The sequence below is a fragment of the Clostridium sp. genome, assembly GCF_051650885.1.
Lineage (GTDB): Bacteria > Bacillota > Clostridia > Clostridiales > Clostridiaceae > Clostridium.
This window is the reverse complement of record NZ_JBOFRG010000159.1, coordinates 25,655-41,413: the sequence shown is the minus strand read 5'-3', so window position 1 is coordinate 41,413 and position 15,759 is coordinate 25,655. Positions and strand designations below refer to the sequence as shown.

Here is a 15,759-nt window from a genome sequence, read left to right as displayed (position 1 = left end):
ATAAAGTTACACAGTATTGTCCAATTAAAGCAAATGGAATAGCAAGTCCAACAGCAGCAGTTGCATCAAGCTTAGTGGAAATAGCAAAAATAACTGCCATAATTCCACCTATAACTGCATTTGGAGGTTGAGCTCCACCTACTGGCATATTACCAATTGTCATTAATTGATAAGTTCCTCCAACTATAAGTCCTGTTTGTAAATCACCTAAAATTGCTCCAATAATAGCACCAGATACAATTGGTTGATATAAAGATTCTAAGAAACTATATTGATCTATAGCTGCAATGAAAGCAAAGGCTGCAACTAATAGAATTTGTACTACATTAAAATCCATCCTTTTATACCTCCTAAACTTATTAAATTTTATTATTTAAATAATTTCTCGATATTCTCTGTACCTTCAGTAGGAACTCTTCTTATTTCAAGTTCTACTCCTAAATCACGTAGCTTTTTGAATGCAGCCACATCATTATCATCTACAGCAACAGAACCTGCTACTTGTTTTTTACCTTCTGCCATATGCATATTTCCAATGTTAACCTTCTTAATTGGAACACCACCTTCTACAAGTTTTAATACATCACTTGGTGTTTCACAAACTAGAAAAATCAATTGTCTAGCATTAGCCTTATGAATAGTAGAAATAGTTTTTTCAAGTGTCCAGTATCTTGTTGAAGCGTATGCAGGGGCAGCCATATCCATTAAACCTTGTCTAAGACTATCCTTTGAGACTGCATCGTTTGCAACTAAAATTAAGTTAGCACCTATTGATCCACACCATTGAGTAGCAACTTGTCCATGTATTAACCTGTTGTCTATTCTTGTTAAAATTATATTTGGCATGAAACTCACCTCCCATAAAAATTTTTAATAAGTTATTAACCTTATACTCATATTATATTTTTAAAAACTGAAATTATATTTAGCTTTTTCAACAATGAATTTACAATTTTTAATAAGGATAAAAATTGCAAATTCATAAAGGGATGAAAAGTTACATAAGGATAGGTATAAACTATTTAAAAATTTTCATGAAAATATAAGTGGAAATTAGGAAAGATGGGGGGATAAGAATGTATGATAAGACAACAAGCTCTTTATTTTTAAAATATGGACAGGTATATGATGAAAATAATGAAATAAATAAGGAAGAATTTATAAAAAGAGAGATAATAACAAGAGATAAAACTATTTCAAGTCTTTATAATTTTTCAGAAACTGTTTATGTAGAAGTAAAGGAAGGGATGGCATATATCCTTATAGGAGAATTTAGAAATACAGATTTAAAACTTTTTGCAATACATCGAAATTTAGAAATAAAGAAAAATATGTTTTTTAATATAATATCAATGACAGAGGAAACTACCTATAATCTAATAATTCCATCTAATTATAATTTAAAGTTAGAATTTTTAAATCCACCTTATGTTTACAATAGAATCTTACAAACAATAAATGTTCCAGAAATAATGGCATATTATTATACAATAAAAAGCCCTAAATATAAGTTTAAAGGTGAAGAACACAACATATATGAGTTAACCTTTGTTGATAATGGAACTTTAAACACCTGTGTAGAAGGGGAAGAGTTTATTTTAAATTCATATGATGTGCTTATATATGGGAAAAATAAATTTCATACACAGGAGGTTAAAAGTGATACATCTTGCTCATATTTAACTGTTATGTTTAAGATGGAATGTGATGATGATAGCTTAATTTGTAATAGAGTATTTCATACAGAAAAGGAATTGTATAAGGCAATAAGAACTTTTGCAAAAAATATTTCACTTCATATTCCATATTCAGAAAATTTAATATTAAGTAATTTTCATGAAATAATAATAAGACTTTTTCAATATGATTATGTAGAAAGAGACGAGGTAAAGCCAATATTAGAATCTCACGAACATTTTCAAGATGAGCTTTTAGGTAGGATTATTGTATATGTAGATGATATGATATGTGAGCCAATAACAGTAGAAGAGCTTTGTGATAAGTTTGCTTTATCAAGGTCTTCCCTTCAAACATTATTTAAAAACAATTTAGGAATAACACCTAAAAAATATATAAATAACTTGAAATTAGAAAAAAGCAAAAGGCTTATAAAGGAAAATAAATTTACTATAAGTGAAATAGCCTTTATGGTTGGATTTAGCTCAATACATTATTTTTCTAGAGCTTTTACACAGCATTTTGAAATAAGTCCTAGTGACTATGCACAAAAAATATATAAATAAAAAAGAACTTTTAAATACCCCTAGTAGAAAATTCTACTAGAGGTATTATTTAAAATTAAAGTCTTTTTAAAAGTTTGTTAAATACAAGCTTAAAATCAAAAAACTATATATTTTTAAACAGTTTGAAGAGCAAACCTTGATACTTTTACAATTACATTTTTACTAACTTCTACAAGGACAGTTTCTTCAGATACCTTTACAATTTTTCCATAAATTCCACCACAAAATATAACTTCAGTTCCTATTTTCAAATCAGTTTGAAGGGTTTTTATAGAAGAAGCACTTTTTTTAAGATTTTTAGCAGAAATAAACATTAAGATTAATCCACCAATCAAAAATAATACAGCAACTGTAATACAGGTCCAACTAATAACTTCCCAGTTCATAATTAAATACCGTCCTTATCTTCAATGTCAACATGTTCTACTAGCTCAAATTTTATAACGCTAGTTTTTCCTGTATTTAAAGCATTATTAGAAAGTACATCTAAATCGTCAAAAATATCTTTACTCATAGAAAGCTCAAGAGCCATAGGAAGGTTACTTCCACCTATAACCTCAAGAGGTTTTTCTATTTCAGCTGAAAGCTCTACTAAAGTTTTAAAAGGTGAGCCACCAGCTAAGTCAGTTAAAGCTAATATAGCTGTACATGACTCTAAATCCTCTAATGCAGAGATATATTTTTCTCTTAAAGCTTCTGTTGAATCAGTTTCTTCAAAATCAATAAATTTAGTATTTGTAGTTTCTCCAGAGATTAATTTTAATGAAGATTCCAATCCAGTTGCAAAATGACCATGACCACTAATTAATAATCCTATCATAAATATCAAATCCTTTCTTTTAAAAATAGTCATACAAGAAATATATTACATATAAAAATTTATATTACAAAAATCTAAAGATATTCGTATAATGTAACTCCTTTAACAACACGATTAACTTCACCAGAAGGACAAGGATTATCAGGAGTAATTCCCATTGATAATGATTTAAAGGAAGCTAGAAGCTGTGCAAAGGTTATATAAGCAAGTCCAAGCTCCACGTTATTAGGTGAGTTATTTATTTTATAAAAATAAGTGTAGTCTGCTAAAGACTCTAGTTCTCTTGAAGGAGTATTAGAAATAACAAGAAGCTTATTTTTCTTTCTTTCTAAGCTAAGCTCCTTAATTAAGTCTAAATCATATTTATAGGTATAAGAGTCAGAGCTTGTATATATTACAGTTAAAGTTTTATCGTTAATTATAGATTTAGGACCATGTCTAAATCCAAGAGGAGTGTCAAACATAGTGTTAACATCACCTGCTGTAAGTTCAAGCATTTTTAAGGCTGATTCTTGAGAAATTCCTTTAAGTGTGTTGCTACCTAAATAAACAATTCTATTAAAGTCAAAATCTTCAAGAATAGTTTTAGGAAGATTAAAATCATTGTTTAAGAAGTTTTCAGTTTTTTTAGAAACCTCTTTTATAAGAATTTCTTTTTCCTCAAGGGAATTAAGGTTAAATGTAAGATATGCAGCTAAGTACATATTTGAAAAACTTGATGTCATAGCAAAAGATTTATCATGAGTTTCATCAGTAAGATTTATTGCATATGAGTTATCTAAATCATTCGCCATTTTAGAAAGTGCACCATCTTTATTACAGGTAATAAAAAGGTTATAAAGATTCTTACATACTGAAGATGCCACATTAACACATCCAATTGATTCTGGGGAATTACCAGAACGTCCAAAGCTTATTAACAAGGTCTTTTTTTCTCTTGAAAGATAATTTTCAGGAGTGCTTACTATATCAGTAGTTCCATAAGATTTTACCTTATGATTAAACTTAGTATTTAAATGTGAGTATAAAGAATTTCCTATAAACTCACTTGTTCCAGCTCCAGTTAGGATAATATCAAAATCATCTTCAGAAGTAACATTAGCTATAAAAGAGCTTAAAGCATCCTTTATATTCTTAATTTGTTCTAAAGTTTTAAGCCAAGTTTTTGGTTGTTGATAAATTTCATTTAAAGTAAAAATAGAAGAAGAGTTTATCATTTCTTCCTTTGAATAATTAAAAATAGTCATATTAATACCCCTCCAAAAATTTCTAAAAGTCTTATTACTTTAAATTATAGTAAAGAGATTTTTAAATACAATGGAATTGCTAAAAGATATAAGATGAGTGTTAAAAAGTGTAAATATTATAAAAATATTCTTAGCTATAATTAAGTTAGAAATTCTGAAAAAGGAGGAAATAATGATGATAATACAAAGTAAAAGGGTATGGATTGGAGATCAGTTTATAAAAGCTCAAATAGAAGTGGATGATAATAAGATTGTAAATATTTATAAATATAATGAAAAAGAAGATGTTATTGATTATGGGAATAAGAGAATAGTTCCAGGGTTTATAGATATCCACTGTCATGGAGCATATGGATTTGATACTAATGATGCAGATGAAGAGGGATTAAGACAGTGGGTGAAAAAAATAGCCAGCGAAGGTGTAACAGCTCTGCTTCCAACAACTATAACCCAAAGTAAGGAAGTTTTAATGAAGGCATTAGGAAATGTAGCAAAGGTTGTAGAAGATGGCTATGTAGGAGCAGAAATTCTAGGGATTCACTTTGAAGGGCCATATCTTGATATGAAGTATAAAGGAGCACAACCAAAGGAATATATAGCTATTCCAAGTGTAAGAGAGTTTATAGCTTATCAAAAAGCTGCAAAGGGATTAATAAAATATGTTACATTAGCTACAGAGTTAGATAGAGATTTTGAGCTTACTAAATATTTAAATGAAAATGGAATAGTAGTTAGTATAGGTCATTCAGCTGCAACTTATGAAGAGGCAATTTTAGCATTTGCAAATGGAGCAAGGTCAGAAACTCATGTGTATAATGGAATGACTCCTTTTAATCATAGGGAAAATGGATTAGTTGGAATTTCTTATAGGGTAAGAGGAATGTATGGTGAAATTATATGTGATGGAAATCATTCAACACCAGTTGCATTATATAATTTCTTTAAAGCTAAGGGTGCAGATTATGGAATTATGATAACAGATGCATTAATGGCAAAAGGATTTAAAAAGGGAGATAAATTTATATTTGGTGGAAATGAGATAGAAATATATGAAGATGGAAGTGCTCATTTAACAGATACAAAAGGTCTTGCAGGTTCAACTTTAAAAATGAATGAAGGATTAAAGCTTTTAGTGGAAGAGGCAATGGTACCTTTTAATTATGCAATAAATTCATGCACTATAAATCCAGCAAGATGTCTTGGGATAGATAAATTTAAAGGCCGAATTGGTGTAGGATACGATAGTGACTTAGTAATATTAAATGAGGATTATTCAGTAGAGCAAACATATTGTTTAGGAAAGAAAATGTTATAAGGGGGAAGAAAGGATGGAATTAGTAAAAAGCAAGGAACTTTTAAAAAAAGCACAAGAAGGTAATTATGCAATAGGGGCATTTAATGTTGAAAATATGGAAATGGTAATGGCAGTTATAAGTGCAGCAGAAGAAATGAATGCACCAGTTATTCTTCAAACAACGCCATCAACAGTAAAATATGCAGATGTAGAATATTTTTTAGCAAATGCAAGGGTTGCAGCAAGTAAAGCAAAGATACCTGTAGTTATGCATTTAGACCATGGTTCAAGCTTTGAATTAGCAGCAAAGGCATTTAGAGCAGGGTATACATCAATAATGATAGATGGATCACATTTAGAATTTGAAGAGAATATAAAATTAACTAAATCAGTAGTTAGAATGTGTAAAGCCTCTGAAGTTTCAGTAGAAGCAGAGCTTGGGAAAGTTGGAGGAAAGGAAGATGATTTAGATGGAGGAGAAGGAAATCCTTATACAGAACCTTTAGAAGCTAAAGAATTTGTAGAAAAGACAGGGGTAGATTCACTAGCTATAGCAATAGGGACAGCCCATGGACTTTATAAAGGAGAGCCGAGGCTTGATTTAGAAAGGTTAACAGAAATAAGAAGAATCATAGATATACCATTGGTTTTACATGGAGGCTCAGGTGTACCAGACGAAAGTGTTAAAGAAGCTATATGTAGAGGTATTTGTAAGGTGAATTATGCAACAGAGGTTAGAATAGCATTTACAGAAGGGGTAAATGAATGTTTAAAGGGAAATGAGGGAGTAATTGACCCTAAAAAATATAATAAGTTAGGGATGGACAAGGTAAAAAATTTTGTAAAAGAAAAAATAAGAGTATGTGGCTCTGAAGATAAAGCATAAAATATAAAGAAAAAAGCTAAGAATGTCAGTATTCTTAGCTTTTGCCATTACAAATAAGGAAAAATATGGTATTATAATAATGGTATAAAAAATAAGGGGGATTTAAAATGAGAAAAATTAAAAAATTAGGGTTAATAATGACAGTTATTATGGGAACATTAATCTTCGCAGCATGTGGAGGAAGTAGTGCAAATCCAGGTGACGTTGCAGACAAATTTATGAATGGAATGTTCAAGGAAAATTTATCAACTGAGGAAAGTCGTAAAGAAATAAAGGACTTAATGCACTCAAGCTACACTGATGAAGATAAGAACGATATATTAGATGAGTATAGTATAACAGGACTTGCAAATAACTTATTCACACGTAGTGAAATAGAAGAAATGAAAGAAATGGGAATAGACGGGAAAATGAATGACCTTGTAGATGCTATGAGAAAAGCTATAAAAATAGAAAGGCTTGATGTTAAAGACGAAGGGGAGACAGCAGTTGTAAAATATAAAGTTTCAATGCCAAAGATTGATGAAGATAAGGCAGAAGAAGAAATGAAGAAAATTGCTGACAAAATTCAAAAAGATATAATTGATGGAAAAGTAGAATTAGATGCAGGCTTAAAAGATGTTATGGTTAAAGCCATGGACATTTATTTAAATCAACTTAAAAGCGGAACTGAATTCGATGAAGAAGAAGGCGAAGTTGAACTTAAAAAAGCTGATGGTAAATGGCTTATAAGCGACGTAATTTAAATAAAATTCTATCCTAGAAGACAAATAACTTCTAGGATATTTTTTTTGCATAAAAATATATAAAAATGCTAAAAAATGTTTTATAATGTATATAAATGGTATAAATAAAAAAAGGTGGAATTGATATGCTTAGAAGTACAATAGTAGCTATAGTAAAAGGAAAAGAATTTTCAATTGAGAAAGTAACAAAATCACTAGAAGATAATGAGATACCTTATGAAAATATTTTTGATTTAACGTACTATGCAAATATAAATGCAAACATAGAAGATACTTTAGTTTGTGTAGAAACTACAAAACCTAACTTAGCGAAGGAAATATTAAATAAAGCAAAAGGAATAATAGTTATGCCAACAGGGCTTAAATAGAAGAACATAAGATAAATATAGAATTAAAAGAATCGATTAAAAATGATATGATACCTCCTAAGTAGACATGGTAAATAAACAAAATCTACTTAGGAGGTATTTTAAGTAGAGAAAGAATAAGAGTTTATGTTATAATATTATTAAAAAATAATAGATATTAGTTAGGAGAGTTTTTATGTTAAATATAGGATGTCATTTATCTACAACAAATGGATTTGAGCATATGGGAAAAGAAGCAGTAAGCATTGGAGCAAATACTTTTCAATTCTTTACACGTAATCCAAGAGGAGGAAAAGCTAAGGCTATTGACCAAAAGGATGTAGATGGACTTTTAAAAATAATGAAAGAAAATAATTTTAGTAAAATTCTAGCTCATGCGCCATATACTTTAAATGCATGTTCAGGAACTGAAAGTACAAGAGAGTTTGCAATTCAAACTATGAGAGATGATTTAGAGAGAATGGAGTACTTACCAGGGAATCTTTATAATTTCCATCCAGGAAGCCATGTTAAGCAAGGGGTGGAAGTTGGAATTAACTATATTGTAAATATGTTAAATGAAGTAATAAAGGAAGACCAAAATACAACAGTTTTACTTGAAACTATGGCAGGTAAAGGAACAGAAATAGGAAGAAACTTTGAAGAGATTGCTGAAATAATTAGTAGAGTAGAATTAAAAGAAAAAATGGGTGTTTGTCTTGATACGTGTCACATACATGATGGTGGATATGATATAGTAAATGATTTAGATGGTGTTTTAGACCAATTCGACAAAATAATCGGTTTAGATAGATTAAAAGCTATTCACTTAAATGATAGTAAAAATATTGTAAATAGTCATAAAGATAGACATGAAAAGATTGGTGAAGGCGAGATTGGACTAGAAGCAATAGAAAAAATCATTAATAATGAGAGATTAAAAGGGATTCCTTTCTTCTTAGAAACACCAAATGAACTTGATGGATATAAAAAAGAAATCGAACTTTTAAGAAATTTGTATAAAGAAGTTTAAAAAAGTCTAAAAATCTTGATTTAAATCAAGGTTTTTCTTTTATTAAAATGTTATTATATTATTGTACTAAGACATAGATTTGTTAGTTAAAGTTAGTACGCTCTAACAAATCCTGAATATAAATCTTTAATGATTTATATAGTGACATAAAAAGCATAATATATTATTTAATAATAATTAAGCATAAGTTTTTAGAAGAAACTAATTTAAAAAACCTTTACGAACAAAAAATAGGACTGTATAGTCCTATTTTTTTGTTTTACATAAAAATAATTATGAAATTATAGGTAGCATAAGCCTTCGTTACAATAAGTACAACCTAGTCTATTTTTTATAGCAGGTAAGTCATGTAATATAAATAATCCATTTTTTTTATCTAGAATTTTTTGTTTTTTTAAAACGGTGATAGTTCTAGAAACAGTTTCTTCAGTAACATCTAAGCATTTAGCTAGGTTTGTATTAAAAATTTTCTTATCTATAATATAATGTTGATCAATCTTTTTTCCATAAGTGTTGTATGCACGAACAAGCATTGAAAGTAATGCATCTTCAGTATTAAAAAGTTGTATGTCTCTCAATTGATAAAAATTCTTTTCATGAAATAGGGAATAATATTTTGTAACTTCATACATTAATGAAGGATCCTTTGAAATAACATTATCAAAAGTATCTAATGAAATAAAAGCTATTGTAGCGTTGTGTGAGGCACTAATGTTAAAAGAAGAAATTTCTCGTGCACTGCTTATGCATTCTTTGAAGACATTTCCTAAAAACAAAATAGCGCCTGAACTGTAACAACCAAGCGAAAGCTCTTTTGAAGGTTGAAGAGAGTTATTGTAATTAACAATTCCATCAATAACAATAGCAATTTTTTGATCTGAAAAGTGATCTAAAAATAAGATTTCACCACGTTGAAGGGAAATTTTTTTATTAGAAAAATTCAATAATTTGTCAGATAAAATTTTTCTACCTAATAAAAAGTTTGTCATATAAAACCCCCTTTATATTTCCGAGTTAGTTACTATATTTTATAAATATTATAGCATAAAGAAAAATAAATTTTAAACAAAGAAAGAAAATATTAATATAAAATACTAAATTTGGACTTGTTTAATAATTAAAAAATATATAAATTATACTTATAGAAAAATTAAGGAGGAAAGAAAAATGGGATTTATAGATAGAATGAAAAAAGATAGTGAAGATGAAATGGAATTTAAAATGGAAGGAGCAAGAATACCAGTTAGGAATATGTTAAAGAAGGGATTACCTTTAAATTTAATATCAGAATTATTAGGTGTTGAAATAGAGGTGGTTAAGGCATTAGAGGAAGAATTAAATGGAATAGAAAACTAAGTTGTAGGATATAATTTAAAATAAATTTATTAAATTAATAAAAAATAACTTAGAGGTCAATAAAAAGGGGGATGTTATGAAAATCGGATTAGTCTTGTCAGGCGGTGGAGGAAAAGGTGCATATGAGCTTGGTGTTTGGAAAGCTTTAATTGAGTTAGATTTAGAAAAATATATAAAAGTCTTTTCAGGAACATCAATAGGAGCATTTAATGCAGTTTTATTTGCTCAAAATGATTTAGAAGAAGCAGAGGCCCTTTGGGATGAGGTTACAATGGAAAAATTAGCTCCTATTAGTAAGGCACAGCTTTTGAAAAAAGGCTTTGAGTTAGTACTTGGAGGAAGACATATTGAACTTATAAAAAAAAGAATGGCAAAAATGATGGAAGTTGGAATAGCACCAAAGGATGGAGCTAAGGAAATTATAGATAAGTATCTACATATAGATAAAGTAAGAAAAAATGATAGAATCTGTTATGCAGCATGTACACAGCTTCCTGATTTCACACCAAAGTATTTTAGATTAAATGATTATGATGATGAAACAGCAAAAGAAATTGTAGTAGCATCAGCAACACTTCCTAGAATATATGATTGTACTGAGGTTTTAGGAAATAAATATATAGATGGAGGAGTTGCAGATAATACACCAATTCAACCCGTTTATGGTGAAGGGTGCGATATTATAATTGTAGTAATGCTTTCAAAGGATTCATTTGTTGACAGAGAGCTTTACCCTAATACAAATATAATTGAACTTGCACCAAGAAAATTAAATGAAAGCACTATAAAAGGCACATTAAATCTTGATATGGAATCAAAAAAAATAAGAATTGATGAAGGATATAAAGATACAATGGAGCTTTTAAAACCAATAATGCTTTTAGAGGAATTAAAAATAAAAAGAGATGAAGAAATTAAGCACCCTAAATTATTTAAGATGTATAATTGGCTAACAAAAGAAAAAGAATAATAATCATTTAATAAAAATTATTGATTAATTCATAGTATTATGATATGATATAGAAAAAATCATACTAATATAGTAAGAATTAAAACTATATTATAGCAAATGGAGGATTAATTAAGATGAGTAAAATGATTTGTACATGTTTAGGTGTAGATGAGGATGCAATAAGAGATGCAGTAAATAATGGAGCAGATTCAGTTGAAGCTGTTGAAGAAATGACAGGAGCAGGATCTTGTTGTGGGGCTTGTGTACCAGATATAAATAAAATTATATTAAAGAAATAGTTTATTAAAAATATTAGAGAAGAATACAAGTAAATTTGAGTTGGTAAAATTTATGAAATATTCTAGACTTAAGAGGAAAATAAAGGCTATCTATAACAATAGGTGGTCTTTTTTTTGTAGATAAATTTTGTTTTAATTTAATAATGTATTAATAAATAGTGAAGAGTACTGACAGAGAGATACCCTTTACAGTAAAATGAATAGGTATCAAAATTAGGATATTATATCTATCAAGTAAATTAGATTAAAAATTTAGAAGAATTTTAAACTTCCTCTAAATGAGTATTCTTTCTATAAATAAATAGATAAAAGGTGGATATACTAAGTACATAATAAAATAAAAAAACAAAGGAGAAAAAGAATGAGTAGTTCAAAAGAAAAAAGAATAATAATACTTATTGGAACAATGATAGCTCAACTTGGGCTTGGAACTCTTTATACTTGGAGTCTTTTTAACAGACCACTTGGAGAACTTCACGGTTGGTCAGTAGAGCAAGTTGTATTAAGCTTTTCAATAACAAGTTTTTCATTAGCAGTAGGAACATTATTCTCAGGAAAATTACAAGAAGTATTTGGAAGTAAAAAGGTAGTAGCAGCATGTGCTATTATACTTGGATTAGGACTTATAATTGCACCAAGAATGGATTCATTAACGTTATTATACATTTTTGCAGGAGTAGTAGTTGGAGCAGCAGATGGTATTGCATATATGATGACACTTACTAACTGTATCAAATGGTTCCCAGAGAAAAAAGGACTTATATCAGGATTATCAATTGGATGCTATGGACTTGGAAGTTTAGTATTTAAATATGTTAACTCATGGTTCTTAAAAGACTTTGGTGTTGTAAAAGCATTTACATACTGGGGAATATGTGCATTCATATTAATCTTCATAGGAGCAATGTTATTAAAAGATGCTGTTGTAAAACATTCAGCAAACAATGCAGCTATGTATGGAGGAAGAGAATACACTAGAGGAGAATTATTTAAATCGCCTCAAGCATATCTTTTATTTATAGCATTCCTTGCTTCATGTTTAGGAGGACTATATGTTATAGGAGCAGCTAAAAACGTAGGAACAAGTTTAGCTCACTTAACACCAGCAGATGCAGGAAATGCAGTTGCAATAATTGCAATATTCAATACTGTAGGTAGATTTGTTCTTGGAAGTCTTTCAGACAAAATTCAAAGAACAAAGGTTGCAGCAATTGCTTTTGCAATAATAATAATTTCATCAATAATAATATTATTCGTGCCATTAAACTACGGATTATTCTTATTATCAGTTGGTGGAATAGCTTTCTCATTTGGAGGAAACCTTACTATATTCCCATCAGTAATTGGAGAATATTTTGGATTAGCTAATAGTAGTAAAAACTATGGAATAATCTATCAAGGATTTGGAATTGGTGGATTATTAGGTGGAGTAGTTGCTAATATAATGGGTGGTCTACAGCCAACATTCTATTTAGTATTAGCGCTTGGAATAATAGCATTCTTAATAATGGTATTTATAAAAGCACCTAGAGATGCAAAAACAAACTAATTAAGATTAGTATAAGAGAACTCATTTTTATAATGGGTTCTTTTTTAATTTAGAATTTAAAATTAAAGTCGAGAAGTAGGGGACTTGCAAGAGAGAGAAAGAATGGTTATGATAAAATGAAAATAGATGGAAAATTAAATGTAAAAGAAATAAAAGTGAAAAGATTAAAAAGTTAAAGATGAGGTGAGGGTTTGAGGTTAGAATTATTTAATATTGGAGTAGAGAATGTTTGTATTAGATTTCTTTTATTAGGATTAGTTTTGGTGTTAAATATAAATGAGAAGGCGAATATTTTTCTTGTTGTAGTATATTTACTTAGTATTTTTATTTTAACTTTAGGGCAAGAACTTCTAGAGAACAAAAAGGGAAAGCTTATCTTATACACTATTGCATTAGTAGTTAGTGTTCTTTTTATGAATGTGAATTTTCAGATTGGCTTTGTTGGAGTCATATGTTTAATTACGGAGATAGTAATTAGAATAAAGTGTGGAAGTGCAATTTTTTTTAGTGTAATATTCGTATTTGTTATGGGAAGATTGGAGTTTGAAGATAATGTTATATATTTGATTATTACTGGAATTGATATATATTTTACAAGTGTATTTAGAAAGAAGAATATTTTAATAAAGAAGGAAAAAGAAGAGTTAGAATATTTAAAGGAAAAGTTTTATAAGAATATAGAGGGGCAAAAGGAGTATAAAAGTTTAAGTGAGCAAAATCTAGTTCTTGCAAAGCTTGAGGAGAGAAATAGAATTGGTAGTGAAATGCATGATAAAATAGGTCATGTTCTAGCAGGCTCAATTATGAGGCTTGAAGCATCAAAAATAGTTTTAGATAAGGATAAGGAAAAGGGATTAGAGATGATGGATGAAGCTATCTCTAATTTAAGAACAGGTATGGATGATATAAGGCATATTATCCACAAAATAACTCCACAAGCTGATGAGATGGGGATAAATAAAATAAAAAGAGAGCTTGAGGAAAAGCTTTTAAATAGTAATATTAAAATTAATTTTAATGCTTTAGGAAATATTGATAAAATAAAGTTTAGTGAATGGATTATGTTTGAGAAAATAGTAATGGAACTTTCAACTAATACTTTAAAATATGCTAAGTGTAAAAATATTTATGTAGAAATCCAAGCCTTAAATAAGATAACAAGGCTTAGCTTTAAGGATGATGGTGTAGGTGCATATAAATTAAATAAAGGCTTTGGATTAAACAAGATTGAAGAAATGGTAATTAAAAATAATGGAACAATAACTATAAACACAGTAGGTGGGTTTGAAGTTATAATTATATTGAAAGAAGAGAGGTGATTTTTTGATAAAGCTAGTAATTGCAGATGATGACAGTTTAATAAGGGAAAGCTTAAAGATAATTATAGGGATAAATGAAGATATAGAGGTTTTAGAAACTTTTTCAAATGGATTAGATGCAGTAAATTATATCAATAATAATAAAGTGGATATAGCATTATTAGATGTAAGAATGCCAATGTTAAATGGAGTAGAGGTCATAGAAAAGATTGAAAATGATACAAAAGCTATAATCCTAACCACCTTTGATGAAGATGAGTATATTGAAAAAGCTATAAAAAATGGAGCTAAGGGATATTTATTAAAAAATACGGAGCCAAGCAAAATCATAGAAACTATAAGAGTTGTGAATGGTGGAAATTCAGTTATTCAAGCTGAGGTTTTAGAAAAAATAAAGCTTGGATTTAATAAAGAAGAAAAGGAAGATATGTCTGAGTTTACCGGAAGAGAAATTCAAATAATAGAAAAAATAACAGAAGGACTTAGTAATAAAGAAATAAGCAAAAGTCTTTTTATATCAGAGGGAACTGTAAAAAATTATATAACATCAATTTTGCAAAAGACAAATTTAGAACACAGAACTCAAATAGCAATTAAATATTTAAATAAAATTTAGCTTATATGACTTTAGTCATGTAAGCTTTATTACTTTATTCAGAAGGCAGGAAAAGAAAAAGTGGGTATACTTATATTAAAGATTAGAGTAGGAGGAAAAATTTATGGATGCTATAAAAATAGAGGGTTTAGGAAAAAGTTTTGGAGATTTTGTGGCTGTGGACAGTATAACTATTGATATTAAAGAAGGAGAAATTTATGGACTTTTAGGACCAAATGGTGCAGGGAAAAGTACAACAATAGGGATAATATGTGGTCTTTTAAAACCAAGCAAAGGTAAAATATCAATATTAGATACTGATGTAACTAAGAATATGAAAAACATGAATAAAGAAATAGGATTAGTTCCACAAGAAATTGCTTTATATGGTGACTTAACAGCGTATGAAAATTTAAAGTTTTTTGGTGAACTTTATGGATTAAGAGGGAAAAAGTTAATAGAAAAAATAAATGAAGTACTAGAGTTTATAGGGCTTACTGATGTTAAAAATAAAAAGGCTAATGAATTTTCAGGAGGAATGAAAAGAAGATTAAATATTGGTTGTGCTCTTGTACATTCTCCTAAAATAGTAATAATGGATGAGCCTACAGTTGGAATAGATCCACAATCAAGAAATCATATTTTAGATTCTGTAAGAAAGCTAAATGAGAAAGGTGTGACGATAGTTTATACAACTCATTATATGGAAGAAATTGAAGCTATCTGTAACAAAATAGCAATAATAGATAAGGGAAGAGTAATTGCAGAAGGAACAAAAGAGGAGCTTAAAAATACCATTAGCGACACAAAAAATCTATCATTAACATTAAGTGATGTAAGTGAAATTAAAATAGACCAATTAGAAAGCATAAATGGAGTAGTTAAAGCTAGTATAGAGGATAATAAGTTAGAAATAAGTTCCTCAAAAGAAGTAAATAATTTAAATAAGATTATAGAATATATAGGGCATAAAAATACAGAGATAATAAATATAGAGCAAAAGGAAGTAACACTTGAAACAGTATTTTTAGCTTTAACAGGAAGAAAACTTAGAGATTAAGGAGGAGGGAAAT

At 28.8% G+C, this 15,759-nt stretch carries 19 protein-coding genes; 13 read left to right on the top strand and 6 right to left on the bottom strand.

The window, feature by feature from the left end:
- Together ACRC28_RS07970 and agaV are read right to left on the bottom strand one after the other, a co-directional pair.
- A partial coding sequence (locus ACRC28_RS07970; RefSeq protein WP_438542924.1) for a PTS sugar transporter subunit IIC occupies nucleotides 1-337 on the bottom strand: 337 nt, incomplete at its 3' end.
- Between the two features lie 32 nt (nucleotides 338-369).
- The gene (gene agaV / locus ACRC28_RS07965; protein WP_438542923.1) at nucleotides 370-846 is read right to left on the bottom strand and encodes a PTS N-acetylgalactosamine transporter subunit IIB; all 477 of its coding nucleotides are present in this window, start codon (nucleotides 844-846) and stop codon (nucleotides 370-372) included.
- Between the two features lie 230 nt (nucleotides 847-1,076).
- Between agaV and ACRC28_RS07960 the strand changes: the two genes are divergently transcribed.
- Nucleotides 1,077-2,243, top strand: coding sequence for a helix-turn-helix domain-containing protein (locus ACRC28_RS07960; RefSeq protein WP_438542922.1), 1,167 nt, complete (start codon nucleotides 1,077-1,079; stop codon nucleotides 2,241-2,243).
- 113 nt (nucleotides 2,244-2,356) lie between these two features.
- On the opposite strand, the gene yajC is transcribed toward ACRC28_RS07960, so the two are convergent.
- The 3 genes from yajC to ACRC28_RS07945 all read right to left on the bottom strand — a co-directional run bounded on the left by yajC (nucleotide 2,357) and on the right by ACRC28_RS07945 (nucleotide 4,310).
- Nucleotides 2,357-2,629: a preprotein translocase subunit YajC gene (gene yajC / locus ACRC28_RS07955; protein WP_438542921.1), complete on the bottom strand. Its 273-nt coding sequence runs from the start codon at nucleotides 2,627-2,629 to the stop codon at nucleotides 2,357-2,359.
- Between the two features lie 2 nt (nucleotides 2,630-2,631).
- Nucleotides 2,632-3,063: a PTS fructose transporter subunit IIA gene (locus tag ACRC28_RS07950; RefSeq protein ID WP_438542920.1), complete on the bottom strand. Its 432-nt coding sequence runs from the start codon at nucleotides 3,061-3,063 to the stop codon at nucleotides 2,632-2,634.
- Between the two features lie 74 nt (nucleotides 3,064-3,137).
- Nucleotides 3,138-4,310 (bottom strand): SIS domain-containing protein, encoded by a 1,173-nt coding sequence (locus ACRC28_RS07945; RefSeq protein WP_438542919.1) that lies wholly within the window; start codon nucleotides 4,308-4,310, stop codon nucleotides 3,138-3,140.
- A 175-nt stretch (nucleotides 4,311-4,485) separates the two neighbouring features.
- Here ACRC28_RS07945 and nagA point away from each other — a divergent pair, with 175 nt between their 5' ends.
- The 5 genes from nagA to ACRC28_RS07920 all read left to right on the top strand — a co-directional run bounded on the left by nagA (nucleotide 4,486) and on the right by ACRC28_RS07920 (nucleotide 8,616).
- Nucleotides 4,486-5,625 carry an N-acetylglucosamine-6-phosphate deacetylase gene (nagA, locus tag ACRC28_RS07940; RefSeq protein ID WP_438542925.1) on the top strand — a complete coding sequence of 380 codons (1,140 nt, stop codon included), beginning with the start codon at nucleotides 4,486-4,488 and terminating at the stop codon, nucleotides 5,623-5,625.
- Between the two features lie 13 nt (nucleotides 5,626-5,638).
- Complete coding sequence (gene fba / locus ACRC28_RS07935) at nucleotides 5,639-6,490, top strand: class II fructose-1,6-bisphosphate aldolase (protein WP_438542918.1); 852 nt, start codon at nucleotides 5,639-5,641, stop codon at nucleotides 6,488-6,490.
- 107 nt (nucleotides 6,491-6,597) lie between these two features.
- Entirely contained in the window at nucleotides 6,598-7,236 is a 639-nt protein-coding gene (locus tag ACRC28_RS07930) for a hypothetical protein (RefSeq protein WP_438542917.1), read from the top strand.
- A 125-nt stretch (nucleotides 7,237-7,361) separates the two neighbouring features.
- Nucleotides 7,362-7,604, top strand: coding sequence for a hypothetical protein (locus tag ACRC28_RS07925; RefSeq protein WP_438542916.1), 243 nt, complete (start codon nucleotides 7,362-7,364; stop codon nucleotides 7,602-7,604).
- Between the two features lie 175 nt (nucleotides 7,605-7,779).
- Nucleotides 7,780-8,616, top strand: coding sequence for a deoxyribonuclease IV (locus tag ACRC28_RS07920; RefSeq protein WP_438542915.1), 837 nt, complete (start codon nucleotides 7,780-7,782; stop codon nucleotides 8,614-8,616).
- Between the two features lie 281 nt (nucleotides 8,617-8,897).
- On the opposite strand, the gene ACRC28_RS07915 is transcribed toward ACRC28_RS07920, so the two are convergent.
- Nucleotides 8,898-9,605 (bottom strand): Crp/Fnr family transcriptional regulator, encoded by a 708-nt coding sequence (locus ACRC28_RS07915; protein ID WP_438542914.1) that lies wholly within the window; start codon nucleotides 9,603-9,605, stop codon nucleotides 8,898-8,900.
- A gap of 178 nt (nucleotides 9,606-9,783) precedes the next feature.
- On the opposite strand from ACRC28_RS07915, the gene ACRC28_RS07910 reads away from it, so the two are divergent.
- The 7 genes from ACRC28_RS07910 (at nucleotide 9,784) to ACRC28_RS07880 (ending at nucleotide 15,746) form a co-directional block, all read left to right on the top strand.
- On the top strand, nucleotides 9,784-9,972 hold the full coding sequence (locus ACRC28_RS07910; protein ID WP_438542913.1) for a hypothetical protein: 189 nt from the start codon (nucleotides 9,784-9,786) through the stop codon (nucleotides 9,970-9,972).
- A 76-nt stretch (nucleotides 9,973-10,048) separates the two neighbouring features.
- The gene (locus tag ACRC28_RS07905) at nucleotides 10,049-10,942 is read left to right on the top strand and encodes a patatin-like phospholipase family protein (RefSeq protein WP_438542912.1); all 894 of its coding nucleotides are present in this window, start codon (nucleotides 10,049-10,051) and stop codon (nucleotides 10,940-10,942) included.
- 116 nt (nucleotides 10,943-11,058) lie between these two features.
- A complete protein-coding gene (locus ACRC28_RS07900) occupies nucleotides 11,059-11,223 on the top strand; it encodes a (2Fe-2S)-binding protein (protein ID WP_438542911.1) in 165 nt (54 codons plus the stop codon).
- Between the two features lie 361 nt (nucleotides 11,224-11,584).
- Nucleotides 11,585-12,772 carry an L-lactate MFS transporter gene (locus ACRC28_RS07895; protein WP_438542910.1) on the top strand — a complete coding sequence of 396 codons (1,188 nt, stop codon included), beginning with the start codon at nucleotides 11,585-11,587 and terminating at the stop codon, nucleotides 12,770-12,772.
- Nucleotides 12,773-12,963: 191 nt separating this feature from the next.
- Nucleotides 12,964-14,091 carry a sensor histidine kinase gene (locus ACRC28_RS07890; RefSeq protein ID WP_438542909.1) on the top strand — a complete coding sequence of 376 codons (1,128 nt, stop codon included), beginning with the start codon at nucleotides 12,964-12,966 and terminating at the stop codon, nucleotides 14,089-14,091.
- A gap of 4 nt (nucleotides 14,092-14,095) precedes the next feature.
- On the top strand, nucleotides 14,096-14,707 hold the full coding sequence (locus ACRC28_RS07885) for a response regulator transcription factor (RefSeq protein WP_438542908.1): 612 nt from the start codon (nucleotides 14,096-14,098) through the stop codon (nucleotides 14,705-14,707).
- Nucleotides 14,708-14,810: 103 nt separating this feature from the next.
- Nucleotides 14,811-15,746: an ABC transporter ATP-binding protein gene (locus ACRC28_RS07880; protein WP_438542907.1), complete on the top strand. Its 936-nt coding sequence runs from the start codon at nucleotides 14,811-14,813 to the stop codon at nucleotides 15,744-15,746.
- Nucleotides 15,747-15,759 lie beyond the last annotated feature (13 nt).

Bases quoted from the DNA above. Each gene is read 5' to 3' on its own strand.
- ACRC28_RS07915 (WP_438542914.1), bottom strand. From the start codon at position 9,605: ATGACAAACTTTTTATTAGGTAGAAAAATTTTATCTGACAAATTATTG.
- ACRC28_RS07925 (WP_438542916.1), top strand. From the start codon at position 7,362: ATGCTTAGAAGTACAATAGTAGCTATAGTAAAAGGAAAAGAATTTTCA.
- ACRC28_RS07905 (WP_438542912.1), top strand. From the start codon at position 10,049: ATGAAAATCGGATTAGTCTTGTCAGGCGGTGGAGGAAAAGGTGCATAT.
- ACRC28_RS07945 (WP_438542919.1), bottom strand. From the start codon at position 4,310: ATGACTATTTTTAATTATTCAAAGGAAGAAATGATAAACTCTTCTTCT.
- ACRC28_RS07960 (WP_438542922.1), top strand. From the start codon at position 1,077: ATGTATGATAAGACAACAAGCTCTTTATTTTTAAAATATGGACAGGTA.
- ACRC28_RS07880 (WP_438542907.1), top strand. From the start codon at position 14,811: ATGGATGCTATAAAAATAGAGGGTTTAGGAAAAAGTTTTGGAGATTTT.
- nagA (WP_438542925.1), top strand. From the start codon at position 4,486: ATGATAATACAAAGTAAAAGGGTATGGATTGGAGATCAGTTTATAAAA.
- ACRC28_RS07895 (WP_438542910.1), top strand. From the start codon at position 11,585: ATGAGTAGTTCAAAAGAAAAAAGAATAATAATACTTATTGGAACAATG.
- ACRC28_RS07900 (WP_438542911.1), top strand. From the start codon at position 11,059: ATGAGTAAAATGATTTGTACATGTTTAGGTGTAGATGAGGATGCAATA.
- ACRC28_RS07920 (WP_438542915.1), top strand. From the start codon at position 7,780: ATGTTAAATATAGGATGTCATTTATCTACAACAAATGGATTTGAGCAT.
- ACRC28_RS07910 (WP_438542913.1), top strand. From the start codon at position 9,784: ATGGGATTTATAGATAGAATGAAAAAAGATAGTGAAGATGAAATGGAA.
- agaV (WP_438542923.1), bottom strand. From the start codon at position 846: ATGCCAAATATAATTTTAACAAGAATAGACAACAGGTTAATACATGGA.
- fba (WP_438542918.1), top strand. From the start codon at position 5,639: ATGGAATTAGTAAAAAGCAAGGAACTTTTAAAAAAAGCACAAGAAGGT.
- ACRC28_RS07950 (WP_438542920.1), bottom strand. From the start codon at position 3,063: ATGATAGGATTATTAATTAGTGGTCATGGTCATTTTGCAACTGGATTG.
- ACRC28_RS07930 (WP_438542917.1), top strand. From the start codon at position 6,598: ATGAGAAAAATTAAAAAATTAGGGTTAATAATGACAGTTATTATGGGA.
- yajC (WP_438542921.1), bottom strand. From the start codon at position 2,629: ATGAACTGGGAAGTTATTAGTTGGACCTGTATTACAGTTGCTGTATTA.